The organism is Pseudomonas sp. GW821-FHT03E01 (assembly GCF_059420765.1).
This window is the reverse complement of the sequence record NZ_JBWKUI010000019.1, coordinates 1-20,444: the sequence shown is the minus strand read 5'-3', so window position 1 is coordinate 20,444 and position 20,444 is coordinate 1. Positions and strand designations below refer to the sequence as shown.

The following is a 20,444-nucleotide window of genomic DNA, read 5'->3' as shown; positions in this document are numbered from 1 at the left end:
ATCGCTACCCATAACAATAATCATCGGAGCCTGACATGACCCTCCACATCTCCACCGCGCCTTGTTGCTGGGGCGTCGACGACGTCAACAATCCTCATCTGCCGGCGTGGCAACAGGTTCTTGGCGAAGCGGCGCAAGCGGGGTATCGCGGCATCGAATTGGGGCCATACGGTTACCTGCCACTGGACGCCGATGCGGTGGGCTCGGTGCTGGTCAAACACGGCCTGCACGTGGTGGCCGGCACGGTGTTCGACAATCTGGTCGATCCCGCCAACCTGCCCAGCCTGCTGCATCAAACCCGTAATATCTGCGCATTGCTCAAGCAGTTGCCGGCAATTCCCCTGGAGCCGGGGCAACGTTTCGCCATGCCGTGTCTGGTGGTCATCGATTGGGGGCATGAGGAGCGTGACTACGCCGCTGGCCACTCTGACCGCGCGCCGCGCCTGGCGCCCGATGCCTGGCGGGGCATGATGGCCCATATCCGCGCCATCGCCGAGTTGGCGTGGACGGAATTCGGTGTGCGCACGGTGATTCATCCGCACGCCGGGGGCTACATCGAGTTCGCCGATGAGCTGGCCCGACTGGTCGAAGACATCCCCTACGAAGTGGCTGGCCTGTGTCTGGACACCGGCCATCTGTACTACGCCGGTATGGACCCGGTGCAGACCCTGCGCCAGTACGCGGACCGCGTGGATTACCTGCACTTCAAAGACATCGATCAGGCCGTGTTCGATCAAGTGCTGGGCGAACACATCACCTTCTTCGCCGCGTGCGCAAGAGGCGTGATGTGCCCGATCGGCCAGGGTGTCATCGACTACGGCGCCTTGCGCGAGCTGATCACCGAGATCGGTTACCAGGGTTACATCACGGTCGAGCAAGAACGTGATCCACGTAACGCCCATGGCAGCCTGCGCGACGTGGCTGCCAGCCGTGACTACCTGTCCCGGGCGGGTTTCTGATTTCTCTCATGCGAAGGACTTTTCGATGATCAATGGCAGCAAGCGAATTCCTCAACCAATCCGCTGGGCGATGGTGGGCGGCGGGCGTGACAGTCAGATCGGCTACATCCATCGTTCGGCGGCCCTGCGTGACCAGTCGTTTGCACTGGTGGCCGGTGCCTTCGACCTGGACCCGCAACGCGGTCGCGACTTCGGTGTGCAACTGGGGGTCGACCCCGAGCGTTGCTACGGCGACTATCGCAGCCTGATTGAGGGCGAAGCCGGGCGGGCGGATGGCATCCAGGCCATTTCCGTGGCGACGCCCAATGGCACTCACTTTGAAATCACCAAGGCCGCTCTGGAAGCGGGGCTGCATGTGGTCTGTGAAAAGCCGCTGTGCTTCACCCTTGAGGAGGCGCAAACCCTGCGCGAAATCGCGTTGTCGCGAAACCGGGTGGTGGGGGTGACCTACGGCTATGCCGGGCACCAGTTGATCGAGCAGGCGCGGGAAATGATCGCCCAGGGTGAGTTGGGTGAGGTGCGCATGGTGCACATGCAGTTTGCCCATGGCTTCCACTGTGAGGCGGTCGAGGCGCGGAGCGAGGCGACCAAATGGCGGGTCGATCCGCGCCTCGCTGGCCCCAGTTATGTGCTGGGAGACGTTGGCACTCATCCGCTGTACCTGTCGGAAGTCATGCTGCCCGAGCTCAAGATCAAACGGCTGTTGTGCACACGCCAGAGCTTTGTCAAAAGCCGCGCACCACTCGAGGACAACGCCTACACACTGATGGAATACGAAGGCGGGGCCATGGGCAGTGTGTGGTCGAGCGCGGTGAACGCCGGATCCATGCATGGCCAGAAAATTCGGGTGATCGGCTCCAGGGCCAGCCTTGAATGGTGGGATGAGCGGCCGAACCAGCTGTCATTCGAAGTCCAGGGTAAACCTGCCCAGGTGCTGGAGCGCGGGATGGGTTATCTGCATCCCCATGCGTTGCTTGATGACCGGATCGGTGCCGGGCACCCGGAAGGGCTGTTCGATGCCTGGGCCAACCTCTATTACCGTTTCGCCTTGGCCATGGACGCCGCCAACCGTGGTGATCATGAACAACTGGCAACGCTGCGTTATCCAGACATCAATGCCGGTGTCGAAGGCGTGCGCTGGGTCGAGCGCTGCGTCCATTCTGCGGACCTGGGTGGGGTGTGGGTCGATTACTGAGTAACGGGTGCCCCTGGCGGATCGGCGTGCGGCTGAGCAGTCGTGAGATAGACTGATCAGCGGACATCGGACGGTGGGGGTCACACGTGGCGCAATTCACATGGATTCGCTGATCACCGCAGCAGCGCGTGCGCTCGCGGCGGGTGATCCGCTCGGCGCGCTGAACCGCATCGCCTTGCGCAACGACGCGCCTGCACTCGCGCTTCGAGGCATCGCGATGGCGCAACTGGGTGACCTTGTGCGGGCGAAGGCGCTGGTGCGAAGTGCCGCGCGGGCGTTCGGTGCGAAGGAGGCCTTGGCCCGCGCGCGGTGTGTTGTTGCCGAGGCCGAGATCGCGCTCGCCTCCCGTGACCTTAACTGGCCGGCGAAGGCGCTCGATGCCGCGCGGGCGACGCTTCAGACACACGGCGATTGGGTCAACGCCGCCCATGCGCGCTATCTCGAGATTCGCCGCCTGCTGCTGATCGGGCATCTCGACGAGGCCGAGGGCCGTCTCGCCGAACTCGACCCGACGCCATTACTGCCCGCGTCGAGGGCTGCTTACGAACTGGTTCTGGCGGGCATCGCCATGCGTCGTCTGCAAACGAAAGCGGCGCGCGCGGCACTTGAGCGGGCCGGGCATGCTGCGCAGCACGCGGGCATTGCGGCACTCACCGCCGAGGTCGAAAGCGCCAGGCATATTCTCGATACACCAGCGGCGCGGCTGATTATCGGTGGGCAGGAACAGCCGCTGCTGCTCGATGAGATTGAAGCGTTATTGGCATCCCCCACGCTGGTGGTGGACGCTTGCCGGTATGTGGTGCGCGACGCAGGCGCGTCGGTTTCGCTCGCCCGGCGTCCGGTGTTGTTCGCGCTCGCCCGGGCGCTGGGCGAAGCGTGGCCGGCCGACGTGCCGAGGGAAACGTTGATTGCGCGAGCCTTTCGGATGAAGCACGCGGATGAGTCCCATCGCGCACGGTTGCGCGTCGAACTCGGGCGGCTGCGCGGGGCGCTGCACTTGATTGCCGACGTGATCGCGACCCCACGAGGGTTTGCACTGGTGCCACGGGTTGCGCCTGACGTCGTGGTGCTGGCGCGGCCTGTCGAAGAACAGCATGCGACGCTGCTCGCTTTTCTCGCCGACGGTGAGTCGTGGTCGAGTTCGGCCCTGGCGTTGGTGCTCGGCGCCAGTCAGCGCACCGTGCAACGAGCCCTCGACACGCTGGCGGCGACCGGCAAGGTGCAGTCGTTCGGTCACGGTCGGGCTCGTCGCTGGATGCTCCCGCCGGTACCTGGATTCGCGACGGGATTGTTACTCACGGCGTTGCTGCCCAGTGATTAGCATCCTCTTCACTACCCCAGTGAGCGCAGTCAGTAAACGAGGAGCAAGACATGAAACATTCAACGGCTGAAATCATCCGCGAATACGGGCCTTTTCCGGGCATCGACCATGTGCATGGCGTCACCCATGACGGCCAGCGTGTCTGGTTTGCCTCAGGCGATAAACTCAACGCCCTGGACCCGGCCAGCGGCAAAACCCTGAAATCGATCGATGTCGCCGCCCATGCCGGCACCGCCTTCGATGGCCAGCATCTGTTTCAGATCGCCGAGGATCGCATCCAGAAGATCGACCCGCAGACCGGCCGCGTGCTCTCCACCATCCCCGCGCCCGGTGGCGGTGGTGACTCGGGGCTGGCGTGGGCCGAAGGCACGCTCTGGGTCGGTGAGTATCGCGAGCGCAAGATCCATCAGGTCGACCCCCAGACCGGAGCGGTGCTGCGCACCCTGGAATCCAACCGCTTTGTTACCGGGGTGACCTGGGTCGAGGGTGATCTGTGGCATGGCACCTGGGAAGGTGACGAGAGCGAGCTGCGGCGAGTCGATCCGGCCACGGGCGAGGTGCTGGAGAGTGTCCAGATGCCGGCTGGCGTCGGCGTGTCGGGGCTTGAGTTCGATGGCCACGACCGGTTTTTCTGTGGCGGCGGCAACAGCGGGAAGGTGAGAGCCGTGCGCCGGCCAGAATGACAGGCTGCACCCAGCCTGTCAGAAGGTGAACGCTTGCGCCGAGCGTGAAGGACGCTGAGTCATCTCGATTTCCAGCAGATGCTCAACCAGCACATCATTCAAAAAGCGGAACTGATCGTTAAGCCCCACCACTTCGTTACTGAAGTGGTGGGTGGCCGCCGGCATCAGCAAGGTTTCGAATTGCTTGTCGAACACCAGCGCGACGGCTTTGCGAGAGACGACCTGTTGCGAATAGTAGTTGCTGCCGAACACCGGAAAGCTCACGGCGAGGTTGACGGAATAGATCATGATGTCGGCTCCTCGGTTTGACCGATATCCAGCACCAGGCGGGAAAACAGGGTCAGGGTGATGGCCGTCAGGGCCAGGCAGGTCAGAAGGTGGATCAACATGGTCTGCCCCTCCGATGCGGGGTTTGAGTGGCGATGAGTTGATCCTGCACCTGACGTTTTTTTTGCGGAAGGCATTCGCGGCGATGGTGAATATCGACGTGGATGATGGTGGCGTTCCTCGATGGACTTGCGGGTCTGCTCGCGCAGGTATTTTTGAGGGCGCTACCACACTTCCTGACGGACGGCCCCCAGCCCCGACCTATACTCAAATCAACATGCTTTTACGCGTCGAACGCTCCGTTCGACGCAGACTGTAGGACACTGCGATCTTGAACCTGCGTTCGCTGATCGTCGCTGTGTTGGTGGTACTGGCGGGATGCGTAACGACTGCGCGTGCCCCGGTAGTCGTGGCGCCGGTAGTGGTTTCCCAGAGCACCTGGCAGCAGGTTGACCAGGAAATTGTCGCGGCTTCGCAGCAGGCCACCGAACAGGCCAGGGTCTATGCCCGCGGATCCATGGAGCATTGGCGCACGCGGGTTTACGAACAGACCGAAGAAGTCTTCATTCCGTGGTTCAGCAGCTATTGGACCCAGGAATGGCTGTCGATGAAGGTCAGCTGGTACACCCTCAGTGCCGGGGGTGAGCAGGATGCCTCGGCCAAACGCCTGGCGGCCTATCTGTTGGAGCAATATCACCACAAAGTGCTGGACCCGGTAGCGGTGGAGATCGATCCCGACGAGATCCTCGGGCAGGCGACAGCGTATTACGTGCAAGCTCTCGGCCAGCAACTTCAGGTCATCTCCCAGCGTCATGGCGTGCCGATGGCGCAGCTCAACGACCGTATCCAGAAAATTCCGGCGATTTCGCTGGGACCGCCGCCCGCCCGTGACGCGTCGCTGTATCAGGTGGTGCACAGTGAACCGCTGACTAAGTTGCCGGCCTACGCGGCGTTGATCGACAAGATCCACACGGCAGGCGGTGAGAAGGGCATTGCCTCGACGGACGCCGGCATGACGCCAGTGGCCAAGCGCGCGAGCAAACGAATGGAAGCCGAAATGGCCCCACGAGGCGCGGCTGGTGCCGTGGCGGCAGCGGCGGGGAAACTGGCCGGGGCGGTGATTTCCCTGGGAGTGGCGGGGGTGCGTGCGGTTATTCAAGCCAACGACCGACCCGATAGCGAGGCGCTGATCCGCAGCAGCCTGGGCGACTCATTCGACAAGGCGTGGCTGAAGCTGGTGCAAAACCCCACCACCGGTGTCATGGCCGGAACGCTGTACATGGCCGGGCAAATCGAAGGCGGCTTGGCCCAGTCTGTTGCACAACCTGTTGCTCAGCCCGTCGAACCGTCGGTCGGCTTGGGTGCGGGAACTGTCGATTGGAGCCACGCTGGATCGACTACCCAGCAGATCAACCCATAACCCGAGGAGAATGATCATGGCTTACGTTGATGGCTTCGTCGCAGCGGTGCCCAAGGCCAACCGCGAAAAGTTCAAGAAACACGCGGAGTCCGCCGCCGCGATTTTCAAGGAAAACGGCGCGCTCAGCCTCGCTGAATGCTGGGGCGATGACGTGCCTGATGGCAAAGTGACGTCGTTTCCCATGGCGGTCAAACTCAAGGAAGACGAGACCGTGGTGTTTTCCTGGATCGTCTGGCCGGACAAGGCTACCCGTGACGCTGGCATGGCGAAACTGATGAGCGATCCGCGGATGCAACCGGACGTCAATCCGATGCCGTTCGACGGCCAGCGGGCGATTTTTGGTGGTTTCGAAATGCTCGTCAAAGCCTGAAGAGGCGGCAGGATCACTCCGGCGTCGGGGTGATCCTGCAGCTTTTGCGATTGCGAATCTCGCTGTCCGACGGCCGCTCCTTGATGAACTCGAAGCGCGGCTCGCCTTCGTTGTAATGAACCAGCCAGCCCCACTCCAGCTCGGACTCATCCTGGCCGGGCTTCGGTGGTACGGCCCACCATGGCTCTTTGCTGATGACCTGACGCATGGCGTCCTCCCGTCGATTCGGTTGCTTCAACTATAACGCGCATGCCGGCAGCTGCCAGAAATGGGCTTGCTGGCGGGGTATCCCTTTGTAAAATCAAAGGGTCCCCAAGCATTGAGGTGCCAGACATGAGCGATGAAACCCGTGAGCCGTTCAAACGGCTGTTTTTCGCCCTGAACTGCGCCCCCGAACAACGCCGGGCTATCGCCCAATGGCGCAGCGCGCTGGGGCTCAACGTCGGGCGCCCGGTGCCGGCGGAAAACTTTCATCTGACCCTGCTGTTTCTCGGCACGGTGGGCATGGCGCAAATAGCCGGTGTCTGCAAGGCCGCCGCCAATATCCGCACCTCCGGCGTGCCGTTGACGGTGGTGCTGGATCGGCTGGACGTCTGGCGTCGCTCCGGGGTGTTGCTGCTGGCGCCCGCGCAGGCGGCACCGGAGCTGCTGCGCCTGGTGTATGCGCTGGAGCAGGCCATGCTGCCGTTCGGTTTTGAAGACACCCGCCGGGAATTCCGCCCGCATTTGACCTTGATGCGCGACTACCGGGCGCCGGTCCCCGAATCCGCGACGCCGCCGGAGTTTTACCTGCGCGCCGATCGCTTCAGCCTGTTCGAGTCCCATAAAGGTCGATACATAGCGCTGGCCGAGTGGCCGCTGGTCGCTTCATAAGCCCACAAAAAAAGGCGCCCGAGGGCGCCTGAATTCACCTAAACCGAGGAAGCCAGGTGAAGCCGTTCTGCAGAGAGGAGTGCAGCGGTGGTAAGGCGCTGCGTGAACGGAAAAGGGAAAGCTGTAATGGATGATCGTTCCCACGCGGAGCATGGGGACGATCAGTGAGGCGGGATTACTTGCCCAGCTTCACCCGCGTCCAGCCCCGGGTCATGATCCGCTGGGTGGCAATCGGCATGTCAGGAATGGCATACAACGTCGCCATCACCGCTTGCGGCGGATACGATCCCGGGTCGTCACGAATCGCTTCGTCCACCAACGGCGTGGCCGCCGCGTTGGCATTGCTGTAGCCGATGCTGTTGGTGACTTCGGCGATGATGTCCGGGCGCATCAGGAAGTTCATGAACAGGTAGGCGTTGTCGACGTTGGCGGCGTCCCGAGGGATGGCGACCATGTCGTAAAAGCTGCCGGCGCCTTCTTTCGGGATGCTGTACTCGATCTTGACCTTGTCGCCGGCTTCCTGGGCGCGGGCCTTGGCTTGCAGCACGTCGCCGGAGTAACCGACGGCGACGCAGATGTTGCCGTTGGCCAGGTCGGAGATGTATTTCGACGAATGAAAGTAGGCCACCGATGGCCGGATCTTCATGAACAGCGCCTCGGCTTCGGTGATTTGCGCCTTGTCCCGGGAGTTCACCGGATAGCCCAGATAGTGCAGGGCAGCCGGAAGCATTTCCGTCGGTGAATCAAGAAAGCTGATGCCACAGGCTTTGAGCTTGGCGGCGTTTTCCGGTTTGAACAGCAAGTCCCAGGAGTTCACCGGGGCATCAGTGCCCAGCACTTCCTTGACCTTGGCCGGGTTGTAACCGATGCCGATCGAACCCCACATGTACGGGAAGGCGTGGCCGTTATCCGGGTCGCTGGCCGAGGCATTTTTCAGCAGCACCGGGTTGAGATTCTTCCAGTTCGGCAGCTTCGATTTGTCCAGTTCCTGATAGACCCCGGCCTTGATCTGCTTGGCCAGGAAACTGTTGGACGGCACCACGATGTCATAGCCCGATTTTCCCGCCAGCAGCCGTGCCTCAAGGGTTTCGTTACTGTCGAACACATCGTAGGTCACGCGGATGCCGGTCTCGTCTTCGAACTTTTTGACGGTGTCCGGGGCGATGTAATCCGACCAGTTGTAGACGCGCAGTACCTTGTCATTGGCCTGGGCGCCAGCGGTGATTGCGCCCAATAAGGACAGTGTCAGCAGAGTCCTGCCAAACATTTTCATCGGTACAACTCCATTCTTTTTATTCAAATCGCATAAAACAAAAATGCGGTGAACACAAAACCTGTGGCTAGCAGACTTACCTGTGGCGAGGGAGCTTGCTCCCGCTGGGCTGCGTAGCGGCCCCAAAATTCTGGCAACCCATACCTATTTGTGAGTGCTGCGCACTCAAGCGCGAGCAAGCTCGCTCGCCACAGGTCAGTGCTCACTTGACAGTGGCACTAGACCGTCGCTTCTACCATTTGCTTTTTCGGTTGTTGCCAGGACTCGCTGGCAGTCTGGTCCATCGCTTCCTGAATCGCTCGTTTGCGGGTGGCTTCGGCCCTGCGGCTGAAATACCAGACCATGAACGTGACGATCGACACCGCCAGCAGAATCAGGCTGGCCACGGCATTGATCTCAGGCTTCACGCCCAGGCGCACCGCCGAGAACACTTCCATCGGCAGGGTCGTCGACCCTGGCCCCGACACAAAGCTCGCCAACACCAAATCATCCAGCGACAAGGCGAACGACATCATGCCGCCCGCCGCCAGTGATGGCGCGATCATCGGAATGGTGATCAGGAAGAACACCTTGAGCGGCCGTGCACCGAGGTCCATGGCCGCTTCTTCGATGGACAAATCCAGCTCACGCAAGCGCGCCGACACCACCACCGCCACATAGGCTGCACAGAATGTGGTGTGAGCGATCCAGATGGTGACGATGCCGCGTTCCTGCGGCCAGCCGATCAACTGCGCCATGGCCACGAACAGCAGCAACAGCGATAGACCGGTGATCACTTCCGGCATCACCAGCGGCGCCGTCACCAAGCCACCGAACAGCGTACGGCCCTTGAAGCGCGTCACACGTGTCAGCACGAACGCCGCCAATGTACCGAGCGCCACCGCGGCAATCGCCGTGTAGCAGGCGATTTCCAGCGAGCGCACCACCGAGCCCATCAGTTGCGTGTTGTCGAGCAGGCCGACATACCACTTCACCGACCAGCCGCCCCACACCGTCACCAGCTTCGAGGCGTTGAACGAGTAGATCACCAGAATCAGCATCGGCAGGTAGATAAACGACAGGCCGAGCACCAGCATCAATCGTGAAAATCCGAAACGGTTCATCCCCGTCCCTCCATCTCTTTGGCCTGGCTACGGTTGAACAGCAGAATCGGCACAATCAGGATCGCCAGCATCACCACCGCCAGGGCGGACGCCACCGGCCAGTCGCGGTTGTTGAAGAACTCCTGCCACAGCACGCGGCCGATCATCAGGGTTTCCGGGCCACCCAACAGTTCCGGAATCACGAACTCACCGACCACCGGAATGAACACCAGCATGCAGCCTGCGATGATCCCGTTCTTGGCCAGCGGAACCGTGATTTTCCAGAAGTTGTTGAAGTTGCTTGAGCCCAGGTCCGACGCGGCTTCCAGCAGGCTGCCATCGTGCTTCACCAGGTTGGCGTACAGCGGCAGCACCATGAACGGCAGGTACGCGTAGACCACCCCGATGTACACGGCGGTGTTGGTGTTGAGGATCTCGATAGGCTGCGATGTGAGCCCGGTCCACATCAGGAACGCATTGAGCAATCCGTTGTTGCTGAGGATGCCCATCCACGCATACACGCGGATCAGGATCGCGGTCCAGGTCGGCATCATGATCAACAGCAGCAAGACGTTTTGCGCTTCCTTGCTGGCCTTGGTGATCGCATAAGCCATCGGGAAACCGATCACCAGGCACATCAGCGTACTTAAGAATGCGACCTTCAACGAGCCGAAGTAAGCCGAGATGTACAGCTCATCCTCGGTCAGCAGCGAGTAGTTGCCGAGGTTCAGCAGCAGCTGGAATTTCTGTTCGGCGAAGGTGTAAATCTCGGAGTAGGGCGGAATGGCCAGGGCTGCTTCCGAGAAGCTGATCTTCATCACCAGGAAGAACGGCAACAGGAAAAACAGGCACAGCCACAGGAATGGAATGCCGATGACCATTTTGCGGCCACTGGGCACCAGGCGCAGGAACTGCTGATTGAAGGTTCTCATGAGCGCAGTACCACGCCGCTGTCGTCTTCCCACCACACGTAGACCTGATCGTCCCAGGTCGGGCGTGCGCCACGGCGTTCGGCGTTGGCCATGAACGACTGGACGATCTTGCCGCCAGGCAGCTCCACATAAAACACCGAGTGGCCACCGAGGTAGGCGATGTCGTGCACCTTGCCTTCGGACCAGTTGTAGCGGGTCTCGGGCTTGAGGGTGCTGACCAGCATTTTTTCCGGGCGGATAGCGTAGGTGATCGACTTGTCCTGCACCGAGGTGCTTACGCCGTGGCCGACGTAAATCTTCTGCGCAAGGTCCGGGCTGTGGATGATCGCGTGGCCTTCCAGGTCTTCCACAACGGTGCCGTCGAAGGCGTTCACGTTACCGATGAACTCGCAGACCATGCGGCTGACCGGTGCTTCATAGATGTCGACCGGGCTGCCGATCTGGGCGATCCAGCCCAGGTGCATGATCGCGATGCGCTCGGCCATGGTCATGGCTTCTTCCTGGTCGTGGGTCACCATCACGCAGGTCACGCCGACCCGCTCGATGATTTCCACCAGCTCCAGTTGCATCTGCGAACGCAGCTTTTTATCCAGTGCGCCCATCGGTTCATCGAGCAGCAACAGCTTCGGTCGCTTGGCCAACGAGCGCGCCAGTGCCACACGCTGACGCTGACCTCCGGACAATTGATGCGGCTTGCGTTTGGCGTATTGGGTCATGTGCACCAGGCGCAGCATTTCTTCGACACGGGCGTCGATTTCGCTGGCGGGCAAACGGTCCTGCTTGAGGCCGAAGGCGATGTTCTGCGCCACCGTCATGTGCGGGAACAGCGCATAGGACTGGAACATCATGTTGATCGGCCGTTCGTAGGGCGGCATGTCAGTGATGTCGACACCGTCGAGCAGAATCCGCCCTTCGGTCGGGCGCTCGAAGCCGGCGAGCATGCGCAGCAGCGTCGATTTGCCCGAGCCGGAACCACCGAGCAAGGCGAAGATTTCGCCTTGATGGATTTCCAGGGACACATCGTCCACGGCGGTGGTTTCGTCGAATTTCTTGGTGACGCGGTCGACTTTCACCAGCACCTTTTTCGGTGCCTGGTGACCATCAAGAGCCTTCCTGTAGATGCTGGAGGCGTTTGCCATATGAAACTCCCAACAGGTTTCAGTCGTCGGGCCAACACGGCCTGACTTAAGAGTGGATTGCAAACCCGGGCTGGGCGATGCGCTGGCGCTCGGGCTTATTCGGCACCGCCGTCCTGGCTGCCTGGTCGTACTTGTTGTTATTGCGGTTCATCTATTACGCAAGCCACCGGCGCGCAAAGGCACGCCCGCCAGACTCACGGGGGCAGTCAATCGATTAGAAATGTTTGAAGTCAGCGCGTATTACGCAGCGCCGCCCGTTGCCGGCACGCCTCGCCAAACGCCTGGAAAATACTCAAGTAAGGGGGATTCGAAAGCACCTGCCATTCCGGGTGCCATTGCACGCCGACGGCGAAGGTCTTGCTGTGCTCGACGGAGATCGCCTCGATCAAACCATCCGGCGCGATCGCCTCAGCGCGCAGGCCCGGTGCGAGTCGGTCGATGCCCTGGCTGTGAATCGAATTGACCTGGAATACCTGCGGCAGGTCCAGTGCTTCGAACACACCGCCCGGTTGCACAGTCACCGCATGGGCCGCTGCGTACTGCACGGCCAGATCGGGACTGTCCGCTTCCCGGTGATCGAGCATGCCGGGCAGTTCGTGCACCTTCTGATGCAGGCTGCCGCCGAACGCCACGTTCATTTCCTGAAAGCCCCGGCAGATGCCGAGCACCGGAACACCGGCGGCGATGGCTGCGCGCAATAAGGGCAGGGTGGTGGCGTCCCGTTGCGGATCGTGATCCGTACCGGGAGCGCTGGCCGGGCCTTGATAGTGGAAAGGCTCCACATTCGACGGCGAGCCGGTCAGCAACAGACCGTCGAGCTGCGCGAGCAGCGCATCGGTTTCGGTCAGATCGCCTAAGGAAGGAATGACCACGGGCAGCCCCAAAGCCGCGACGCTGACAGCACGCAAGTACTTGTCGCCGCTGACGTGGTAGGGGTGCAGGCCAATCTGTTTGACGCACGCAGTAACGCCGATCAATGGCTTGAATGCCATTTTTATCACCTCGAAGTTTCACACTTGAACGAGCTTTTCCGGAGCTTAGCCTTGTTGATTTTAATTAACAACTCTCATGTAAAAAATTCTAAACGCCGAACGTCCGATGCTGAGGGTCTGCGCGGTGTGCAAGCCTGATATGGCACTCTGGCGCCCAAAAAAGGCCAGAAAATAAAGGCTGAAAGGCCATGTGTTCGCTATTGACTTCACTTTGCCGTTCGGGTTGACTGGCTCTCGCAAGTGAAGTGAACATAATAATTAACAGCTAATAGGTGCATCATGTCGGTCCCTCTGCGTGCCGTTCAACTCAACGAAGCAAACGCATTCCTTAAGCAACATCCTGAGGTTTTGTACGTCGACCTTCTGATTGCGGATATGAACGGCGTGGTGCGCGGCAAGCGCATCGAGCGCACCAGTCTCCACAAGGTCTACGAAAAAGGCATCAACCTGCCGGCGTCACTGTTTGCCCTGGACATCAACGGTTCCACGGTGGAAAGCACCGGCCTGGGTCTGGACATCGGCGACTCGGATCGCATCTGCTATCCCATCCCCGATACCCTCAGCATCGAACCCTGGCAGAAGCGCCCGACCGCGCAGTTGCTGATGACCATGCACGAGCTCGAAGGCCAGCCGTTCTTTGCTGACCCGCGCGAAGTGCTGCGTCAGGTGGTGAGCAAGTTCGATGACATGGGTCTGACCATTTGCGCGGCGTTCGAACTGGAGTTCTACCTGATCGACCAGGACAACGTGAACGGTCGTCCGCAGTCGCCACGCTCGCCGGTGTCGGGCAAGCGTCCGCACTCGACGCAGGTGTACCTGATCGACGATCTGGACGAATACGTCGACTGCCTGCAAGACATCCTCGAAGGCGCGAAAGAGCAGGGCATCCCGGCTGACGCGATCGTCAAGGAAAGCGCCCCGGCGCAATTCGAAGTCAACCTGCATCACGTCTCCGACCCTATAAAGGCTTGCGACTACGCGGTGCTGCTCAAGCGTCTGGTGAAGAACATCGCCTACGACCACGAGATGGACACCACGTTTATGGCCAAGCCGTATCCGGGTCAGGCGGGCAACGGTTTGCACGTGCACATTTCGATTCTCGACAAGCAAGGCAACAACATCTTCGCCAGCGAGGATCCCGAGCAGAACGCCGCGCTGCGACATGCGATCGGCGGTGTGCTCGAGACCCTGCCCGCGCAGATGGCGTTCCTCTGCCCGAACGTCAACTCCTACCGACGTTTCGGCGCGCAGTTCTACGTACCGAACTCGCCAAGCTGGGGCATCGACAACCGTACCGTGGCGGTGCGCGTACCCACCGGTTCGGCGGATGCCGTGCGTATCGAGCATCGTGTCGCTGGCGCCGATGCCAACCCGTACCTGCTGATGGCCTCGGTGCTGGCTGGTATTCACCACGGCCTGACCAACGAAATCGAGCCGGGCGCCCCGGTTGAAGGCAATAGCTACGAGCAGAACGAGCAAAGCCTGCCGAACAACCTGCGCGACGCATTGCGTGAACTGGACGACAGCGAAGTCATGGCGCGCTACATCGACCCGCTGTACATCGACGTGTTCGTGGCGTGCAAGGAAAGCGAGCTGGCCGAGTTCGAGAACTCCATTTCAGACCTTGAGTACAACTGGTACCTGCACACGGTTTAACGGGGGCTGACACTAAACCTGTGGCGAGGGAGCTTGCTCCCGCTAGGTCGCGAAGCGACCCCTCCTTCTACCTGAAAAGAAGGGGACTGCTGCGCAGTCCAGCGGGAGCAAGCTCCCTCGCCACAAGTTCTCATCGCTTGCCCATCGGTTAACACGATCACTTATTCCTCTGCGTAGAGTCACAACCATGACAAACACTCGCAGCGACTGGGAGCAACGCTTCCAGTCCTTGACACTAGAAGGCCGCGCATTCATCGACGGCCAATACTGCCCGGCACTCAGTGGCGATACCTTCGAATGCATCAGCCCGGTCGACGGCCGCTTTCTGGCGAACATCGCCAGCACCGACGAAGCCGACGCCAATGCGGCAGTCACCGTCGCGCGTCGTGCATTTGAATCCGGCATCTGGGCGCGGTTGGCACCCGCAGAACGCAAGCGCATCTTGATTCGCTTCGCGGACTTGATCCTGGCCAACCAGGAAGAACTGGCGCTGCTGGAAACCCTCGACATGGGTAAACCGATCAGCGATTCCATGGCCATCGACATTCCAGCGGCCGCCAACGCGATCCGCTGGAGCGCCGAAGCCATCGACAAGATCTACGACGAAGTCGCCGCCACCCCGCACGACCAATTGGGCCTCGTCACTCGTGAGCCGGCAGGCGTTGTCGCCGCCATCGTGCCGTGGAACTTCCCGCTGATCATGGCCAGCTGGAAGTTCGCCCCAGCCCTGGCGGCAGGCAACTCGTTCATCCTCAAGCCCTCGGAAAAATCACCGCTGACGGCGATCCGCATCGCGCAACTGGCCCTCGACGCCGGCATTCCCAAAGGCGTGTTCAACGTGTTGCCGGGCTTCGGTCACACCGTCGGCAAGGCGCTGGCGTTGCACATGGACGTCGACGTGCTGGCCTTCACTGGCTCCACCGCGATTGCCAAGCAACTGATGATCTACGCCGGGCAAAGCAACATGAAGCGCGTGTGGCTGGAGGCGGGCGGCAAGAGCCCGAACGTGGTGTTCGCCGACGCGCCGGACTTGCGCGCAGCGGCTCGGGCAGCGGCCAGTGCGATTGCCTTCAACCAGGGCGAAGTCTGCACCGCCGGCTCGCGCCTGCTGGTGGAGCGCTCGATCCGCGAGCAGTTCATTCCGTTGCTGGTGGAAGCGCTGCAAGCCTGGAAACCGGGGCATGCGCTCGACCCTGAAACCACCGTCGGCGCCGTCGTCGATCAGCGCCAATTGGACAATGTGCTGCGCTACATCCAGGTCGGCAAAGACCAGGGCGCGCAACTGATTGCTGGCGGCAATCGCACCCTTGAAGGCACCGGTGGCCTGTACGTGGAGCCAGCGATTTTCGACGGCGTGACCAACGCCATGACCATCGCCCGGGAAGAAATCTTCGGTCCGGTGCTGTCGCTGATCACCTTTGACACCGCCGAAGAAGCGCTGCAGATCGCCAACGACAGCATCTTCGGCCTAGCCGCTGGTGTGTGGACCAGCAATCTCAGCAAGGCCCACACCTTCGCTCGCGGCTTGCGCGCGGGCAGCGTCTGGGTCAACCAGTACGACGGCGGCGACATGACCGCGCCGTTCGGCGGGTTCAAGCAGTCGGGCAACGGTCGGGACAAATCGCTGCACGCGTTCGACAAGTACACCGAACTCAAAGCGACCTGGATCAAGCTCTGACACCTTTACAGCGGCGGTCGCCGGCATAGGCCGGCGGCCCTCGGAGAAATGTATGAAACACAGCTCTACACAAAATCATGTAAACAGCTACTACGCCGCAACCCGCAACCAGACCGGCGATTACCCGATTCTTGAAGAATTGGTGGAATGCGACGTCTGCGTGATCGGCGCTGGCTACACCGGCCTGTCCTCGGCGCTGTTCCTCAGCGAAGCGGGCTATAGCGTCACCGTGCTGGAAGCCGCCAAAGTCGGCTTCGGTGCCAGCGGTCGCAACGGCGGCCAACTGGTCAACTCCTATAGTCGCGACGTCGATGTGATCGAAGAGCGCTACGGCGACAAGACCGCCGAAGTCCTTGGTAGCATGATCTTCGAAGGCGCCGACATCATCCGTTCGCGCATCAAGGAGTACGACATCAAATGCGATTACCGCCCCGGCGGCATCTTCGCAGCGCTGAACAAGAAGCAACTCAACGGCCTGGCCGAGCAGAAGCGTAACTGGGAACGCTACGGCAACAACAACCTGAAAATGCTCGACGCCTCGGACATCCAGCGCGAAGTCGGTTGCGACAACTACGTCGGCGGCTTGCTGGACATGCAGGGCGGCCACATCCACCCGCTGAACCTGGCCCTCGGCGAAGCCGCTGCGATCATTCGCCTGGGCGGCAAAATCTACGAACAATCCGCCGCCGTGGACATCTCCTACGGCGAGCCAATCACCGTGCGCACCGCCAAAGGCGTGGTGCGGGCCAAGTACCTGCTGATCGCCGGCAACGCCTACCTGCCGCAAGACCTCGACAACCGCGTGACCCGCAAAAGCATGCCCTGCGGTTCGCAAATCGTCGTCACCGAGCCGTTGTCGGAGAAGATCGCCCGCAGCCTGATCACCAATAACTACTGTGTCGAAGACTGCAATTATCTGCTCGACTACTACCGTCTCACCGCCGACAACCGCCTGCTGTACGGCGGCGGCGTGGTCTACGGCGCCCGCGAGCCGGACGACATCGAACAACTGATCCGCCCGAAGATCCTCAAGACCTTCCCGCAACTCAAGGACGTGAAAATCGACTACTGCTGGACCGGCAACTTCCTGCTGACCATGTCCCGCATGCCGCAATTCGGCCGCATCGAGAAAAACGCCTACTACATGCAAGGCTACAGCGGCCACGGCGTCACTTGCTCGCACCTGGCTGGCAAACTGATCTCGGAAATGATTCGCGGCGACGCCGAACGCTTCGACGCCTTCGCCTCCCTGCCACACATGCCGATGCTCGGCGGCCGCACTTTCCAGGCCCCACTCACCGCCATGGGCGCGGCGTATTACGCCTTGCGAGACCGCTTCGGCATCTAGGTTGAACCTGCCGGCGGTCTCCGCCGGCCAAGGCTACGCATCACTCCTGTGGCGAGGGGGCTTGCCCCCGTTCGGCTGCGAAGCAGTCGTAAAATCAGCCCATTCGGTGTATCTGATACGCCGCGTGGGCAGGTTTTGGGGCCGCTTCGCGACCCAACAGGGGCAAGCCCCCTCGCCACAGTTTCTAAACCAGAACTGACTGACATCAGAAGCCGACAGCTTTTTTGCCAGCCGTTTATCGAACCTGCTGAGCAACACCCACAAACGTGATTTAATACCCGCCTTCCACGGTTCCGGGACGGGAAACGGCGTAATCCGCGGCCACCAGTCGCCCGCCACCCACCCCCATTACCCCTTAAGTAGTTCTCACATAAGGCTGTCATGGACACGGGCTCACGACTCAAATTAGTACGCGAAAGCTACAAACTGTCCCAGCGCGAGCTGGCCCGGCGTAGCGGCGTCACCAATGCCACCATCTCCCTGATCGAACAGAATCGCGTCAGTCCCTCCGTCAGCTCCCTCAAAAAACTGCTCGAAGGCATCCCCATGTCCTTGGCGGACTTCTTCACCTTCGACCAACCGCCACGCGAGCATCAGTACGTGTTTCGCGCCAATGAACAGCCGGATCTCGGGCGTCATGGGCTGCGGTTGTTGCTGATTGGCGCTTCGGTGCCGAGTCGGCAGATGCGGCTGTTGCGCGAGCAGTACGCGCCTGGGGCGAGTTCGGGGGAAGAGCCGATTGTGCACGCTGAAGGGGAGGAGTGTGGGCTGGTTACCCGTGGCACGGTTGAGTTGACGGTGGATGGGCAGATTAGTGTGTTGAATGCCGGGGATGGGTATTACTTCCCGACGACGCTGCCGCATCGGTTTCGCAATATTGGGGCGGATGAGGCAGAAATCATCAGCGCCAACACCCCGGCTAACTTCTGATACCTGAAGCAGACATTAAACCTGTAACTACCTCCGGCGGGGCGACCACTACTTTCGGTCGCCCCTACCAGCGATTACCACTCCATGCCTCAGGTGAGGGCGTCCGCGACGCCGTTCAAAGTGACTTCAAGTAGTCGAGAAGCTGTGACCGTTGGATGTCATTGAGCTTGCCCACGCCATAGTCATGGCCTGCGTTGCTATTGCCCTCAAGCTTGGTGTCGAAAAGAAACCAGTTCTTGTCCGATTTCTCGGTCTTGAATCCAACTTTTTTGTCATCGAACTCATTGGTCCCTGTATAAAAAGTCGAGGGGCGCTGGTGGGGTGGCAGGAGAAGGTCGTTGAGGGTCGGTACAGAGCCGTTATGCAAATAGGGAGCGGTGGCCCAGATGCCGGTCAGGGGTCTTGCTTTATAGGCGAGAAGAGGAACGGTAGAGCTGGCACGGTAGCAGTTGTATAGCCGTAGCGCTTTCTCATCCAAACGACTGAACAGGGCACGGTCCTTGAAGCCAGGGACTTTTTGAGGTTTGGTATCTATACCAAGCAATCCATCGAAAGCCAGTTCGGCGACATCGCGTCCTTTACCCAGTAAAGTCTCCAGGACGGTCACACCCAGCATGTTGTAGAGCAGGTCATTTGACTTGATGGTTCCTGATTTATCGACTTTGGAATAACCCGTCAACACTCCCGCATCCGCTTTAAATTGATAGGCATTGCACGCCATCCAGGGATCCGTGCCAATGGTCGAGTCTTGTGGGCTCTGGGCATTGAAATTGTCATTCGCAGAGATTGGAATCATGACCGCTGTGATGGCCGTGGTGAGATCGTCTCTACCAATATGGGTATGGCAGCCGGAACAATTGTCCTTAAACAATTTGGCGCCAAGCGCAAGGTCGTTTGGCAACTGCCCAGGCCACCGCGGAGGCTTCAGGCTATAAAGAGAACGCTCTAGAACATCCAGATTTTTCACATTCACACTGGAGACAAACCCTGCCTTGGCCGCAGATTCTTTAACCGGTCGAACGTCGGCGAACACACCGATGGCCTCTCCAGCATTACGCCCCAGACCTCCAGCATCCAGGCCGCCGTCATTTTTAATCGAAGGGAGTTGGTCTTTACTGACCATTCCGTTCCATTGGAGGACGTTGTGTTGATGCGTATTCCAGAGAAATGGATAACTCACCGGCGCATCAGAGGGGTTAGGGGTAGGCGGTTTCGCTTGGGTGACTTGACTGATTTTGTTGAGAATGTGGCCCACGGCATCAAGGCGACCTGGGCCATATTGCAGATCTGTGGCATTCAGTGTCTCGTTTTGGGCATAAAACGCATTCAAGCTATCCAGGGATTTTTTCAACCGTTGGCGATTCCCTTTCGACAGATCATCACCCAGGACGCTCTTTGCAAAGCGTTCAAATTTTTCAGGGTTGGAAGCCGTTTTGCTTAAGGCCTCTCTAAAATATTTAAAGAAATTTTGAAAGTCGGCGTTCGTTGGCCCGCCATTGATCACAAGATTCTGCTCTTCAAATTTGATCTGAGCCGTGTGACAAGCAGAACAGTTCATCCCCACCCACGGTTCTCTCGACCCTTGTCCAAAAAACCAGCGGAGTTTCGTGAAAGACAACTTGCTGTCGTGACTGTCATCCAAAACGAAACCCATCGGCAACGTAAAGCGCTTACCGTTATAAGACGGACGATAAGGCGTGTAACCGTAGGCGGAGATCGTTTTGTCACTCATGAACTTCTCCTCTGAACCAGGCTCTTCCAATGCAAGCGCCCAGGAGAGAGGGAGAATTCTCGATCCTTGTGAAAGTTCAAGCCAATTGGACTGGGTGGTGTCACTCCATCCCTGATCCAGAATGTCGGCAGCCTGAGCCATGGAATGAGCGCCGAAAAACAACAATGCAGCGCAGGCAAACGGGGGGGCTTTTAACGTGTTCATCAGATTCCCTTCTATTTGTAATTCCTGTTGAGACCCATCACGTTGGTAGCCAATAGCTACCAGCCATGAGTGTAGCCACAAAAAATACGGCTCTTTAATTTTGTTCGATGCCCCGTACCCGGACTGAGCCCGGGTTGTTCATTACGTAAAAAAGACCTTGCCGTTTGGCACTCGGCTTTTTCTCTGCGGACTACAGCGCCTTGGTGTTGTGAGCATTTTTCTACACCACATCAGGAAACGTCCTGCGCTCTCATCGGAAGCGCCCGATTTAGCCATTACAAGTCGTCCCTTAACCTTCTCGAATGGATCCATTCATTGACGCCAGAATAA

The 20,444-nt window shown here is 59.9% G+C and carries 19 protein-coding genes; 11 read left to right on the top strand and 8 right to left on the bottom strand.

The window, feature by feature from the left end; translation table 11 throughout:
- Nucleotides 1-35: 35 nt before the first annotated feature.
- From AC07VO_RS26625 to AC07VO_RS26610, 4 genes are all read left to right on the top strand, one after another.
- On the top strand, nucleotides 36-959 hold the full coding sequence (locus tag AC07VO_RS26625; protein ID WP_064618506.1) for a TIM barrel protein: 924 nt from the start codon (nucleotides 36-38) through the stop codon (nucleotides 957-959).
- Between the two features lie 25 nt (nucleotides 960-984).
- The gene (locus tag AC07VO_RS26620; RefSeq protein ID WP_495007683.1) at nucleotides 985-2,154 is read left to right on the top strand and encodes a Gfo/Idh/MocA family protein; all 1,170 of its coding nucleotides are present in this window, start codon (nucleotides 985-987) and stop codon (nucleotides 2,152-2,154) included.
- A gap of 100 nt (nucleotides 2,155-2,254) precedes the next feature.
- The gene (locus AC07VO_RS26615; protein ID WP_086944877.1) at nucleotides 2,255-3,475 is read left to right on the top strand and encodes a helix-turn-helix domain-containing protein; all 1,221 of its coding nucleotides are present in this window, start codon (nucleotides 2,255-2,257) and stop codon (nucleotides 3,473-3,475) included.
- Between the two features lie 50 nt (nucleotides 3,476-3,525).
- A complete protein-coding gene (locus tag AC07VO_RS26610; RefSeq protein ID WP_064618500.1) occupies nucleotides 3,526-4,158 on the top strand; it encodes a Vgb family protein in 633 nt (210 codons plus the stop codon).
- An 18-nt stretch (nucleotides 4,159-4,176) separates the two neighbouring features.
- On the opposite strand, the gene AC07VO_RS26605 is transcribed toward AC07VO_RS26610, so the two are convergent.
- Complete coding sequence (locus tag AC07VO_RS26605) at nucleotides 4,177-4,446, bottom strand: hypothetical protein (protein WP_064618498.1); 270 nt, start codon at nucleotides 4,444-4,446, stop codon at nucleotides 4,177-4,179.
- Between the two features lie 370 nt (nucleotides 4,447-4,816).
- Here AC07VO_RS26605 and AC07VO_RS26600 point away from each other — a divergent pair, with 370 nt between their 5' ends.
- Nucleotides 4,817-5,905: a hypothetical protein gene (locus AC07VO_RS26600; RefSeq protein WP_086944876.1), complete on the top strand. Its 1,089-nt coding sequence runs from the start codon at nucleotides 4,817-4,819 to the stop codon at nucleotides 5,903-5,905.
- Between the two features lie 16 nt (nucleotides 5,906-5,921).
- Complete coding sequence (locus AC07VO_RS26595) at nucleotides 5,922-6,275, top strand: DUF1428 domain-containing protein (RefSeq protein WP_018930098.1); 354 nt, start codon at nucleotides 5,922-5,924, stop codon at nucleotides 6,273-6,275.
- Between the two features lie 13 nt (nucleotides 6,276-6,288).
- Here AC07VO_RS26595 and AC07VO_RS26590 read toward each other — a convergent pair whose 3' ends face one another.
- Nucleotides 6,289-6,483, bottom strand: a complete 195-nt coding sequence (locus AC07VO_RS26590; RefSeq protein WP_018930099.1) for a hypothetical protein — start codon at nucleotides 6,481-6,483, stop codon at nucleotides 6,289-6,291.
- 125 nt (nucleotides 6,484-6,608) lie between these two features.
- On the opposite strand from AC07VO_RS26590, the gene thpR reads away from it, so the two are divergent.
- Nucleotides 6,609-7,148 (top strand): RNA 2',3'-cyclic phosphodiesterase, encoded by a 540-nt coding sequence (gene thpR / locus AC07VO_RS26585; RefSeq protein WP_086944875.1) that lies wholly within the window; start codon nucleotides 6,609-6,611, stop codon nucleotides 7,146-7,148.
- 175 nt (nucleotides 7,149-7,323) lie between these two features.
- On the opposite strand, the gene AC07VO_RS26580 is transcribed toward thpR, so the two are convergent.
- From AC07VO_RS26580 to AC07VO_RS26560, 5 genes are all read right to left on the bottom strand, one after another.
- A complete protein-coding gene (locus AC07VO_RS26580; RefSeq protein WP_018930101.1) occupies nucleotides 7,324-8,421 on the bottom strand; it encodes a polyamine ABC transporter substrate-binding protein in 1,098 nt (365 codons plus the stop codon).
- Between the two features lie 218 nt (nucleotides 8,422-8,639).
- Nucleotides 8,640-9,524: an ABC transporter permease subunit gene (locus AC07VO_RS26575; RefSeq protein WP_086944874.1), complete on the bottom strand. Its 885-nt coding sequence runs from the start codon at nucleotides 9,522-9,524 to the stop codon at nucleotides 8,640-8,642.
- Entirely contained in the window at nucleotides 9,521-10,402 is an 882-nt protein-coding gene (locus AC07VO_RS26570) for an ABC transporter permease subunit (RefSeq protein WP_167331203.1), read from the bottom strand. Before AC07VO_RS26570 ends, AC07VO_RS26575 begins: the two co-directional genes overlap by 4 nt.
- Nucleotides 10,403-10,431: 29 nt before the next feature.
- A complete protein-coding gene (gene potA, locus AC07VO_RS26565) occupies nucleotides 10,432-11,574 on the bottom strand; it encodes a polyamine ABC transporter ATP-binding protein (RefSeq protein ID WP_018930104.1) in 1,143 nt (380 codons plus the stop codon).
- Nucleotides 11,575-11,804: 230 nt separating this feature from the next.
- A complete protein-coding gene (locus AC07VO_RS26560; protein ID WP_086944873.1) occupies nucleotides 11,805-12,566 on the bottom strand; it encodes a gamma-glutamyl-gamma-aminobutyrate hydrolase family protein in 762 nt (253 codons plus the stop codon).
- Between the two features lie 279 nt (nucleotides 12,567-12,845).
- Here AC07VO_RS26560 and AC07VO_RS26555 point away from each other — a divergent pair, with 279 nt between their 5' ends.
- The 4 genes from AC07VO_RS26555 (at nucleotide 12,846) to AC07VO_RS26540 (ending at nucleotide 18,178) form a co-directional block, all read left to right on the top strand.
- Nucleotides 12,846-14,222, top strand: a complete 1,377-nt coding sequence (locus tag AC07VO_RS26555) for a glutamine synthetase family protein (protein ID WP_018930106.1) — start codon at nucleotides 12,846-12,848, stop codon at nucleotides 14,220-14,222.
- A gap of 187 nt (nucleotides 14,223-14,409) precedes the next feature.
- On the top strand, nucleotides 14,410-15,900 hold the full coding sequence (locus AC07VO_RS26550; RefSeq protein ID WP_086944872.1) for an aldehyde dehydrogenase: 1,491 nt from the start codon (nucleotides 14,410-14,412) through the stop codon (nucleotides 15,898-15,900).
- Between the two features lie 52 nt (nucleotides 15,901-15,952).
- On the top strand, nucleotides 15,953-17,248 hold the full coding sequence (locus AC07VO_RS26545; RefSeq protein ID WP_086944871.1) for an NAD(P)/FAD-dependent oxidoreductase: 1,296 nt from the start codon (nucleotides 15,953-15,955) through the stop codon (nucleotides 17,246-17,248).
- 381 nt (nucleotides 17,249-17,629) lie between these two features.
- Nucleotides 17,630-18,178 carry a cupin domain-containing protein gene (locus AC07VO_RS26540; RefSeq protein ID WP_008011722.1) on the top strand — a complete coding sequence of 183 codons (549 nt, stop codon included), beginning with the start codon at nucleotides 17,630-17,632 and terminating at the stop codon, nucleotides 18,176-18,178.
- Nucleotides 18,179-18,293: 115 nt separating this feature from the next.
- Here the strand turns inward: AC07VO_RS26540 and AC07VO_RS26535 are convergent, their stop codons facing one another.
- Nucleotides 18,294-20,114 carry a di-heme-cytochrome C peroxidase gene (locus AC07VO_RS26535; protein WP_086944870.1) on the bottom strand — a complete coding sequence of 607 codons (1,821 nt, stop codon included), beginning with the start codon at nucleotides 20,112-20,114 and terminating at the stop codon, nucleotides 18,294-18,296.
- Nucleotides 20,115-20,444 lie beyond the last annotated feature (330 nt).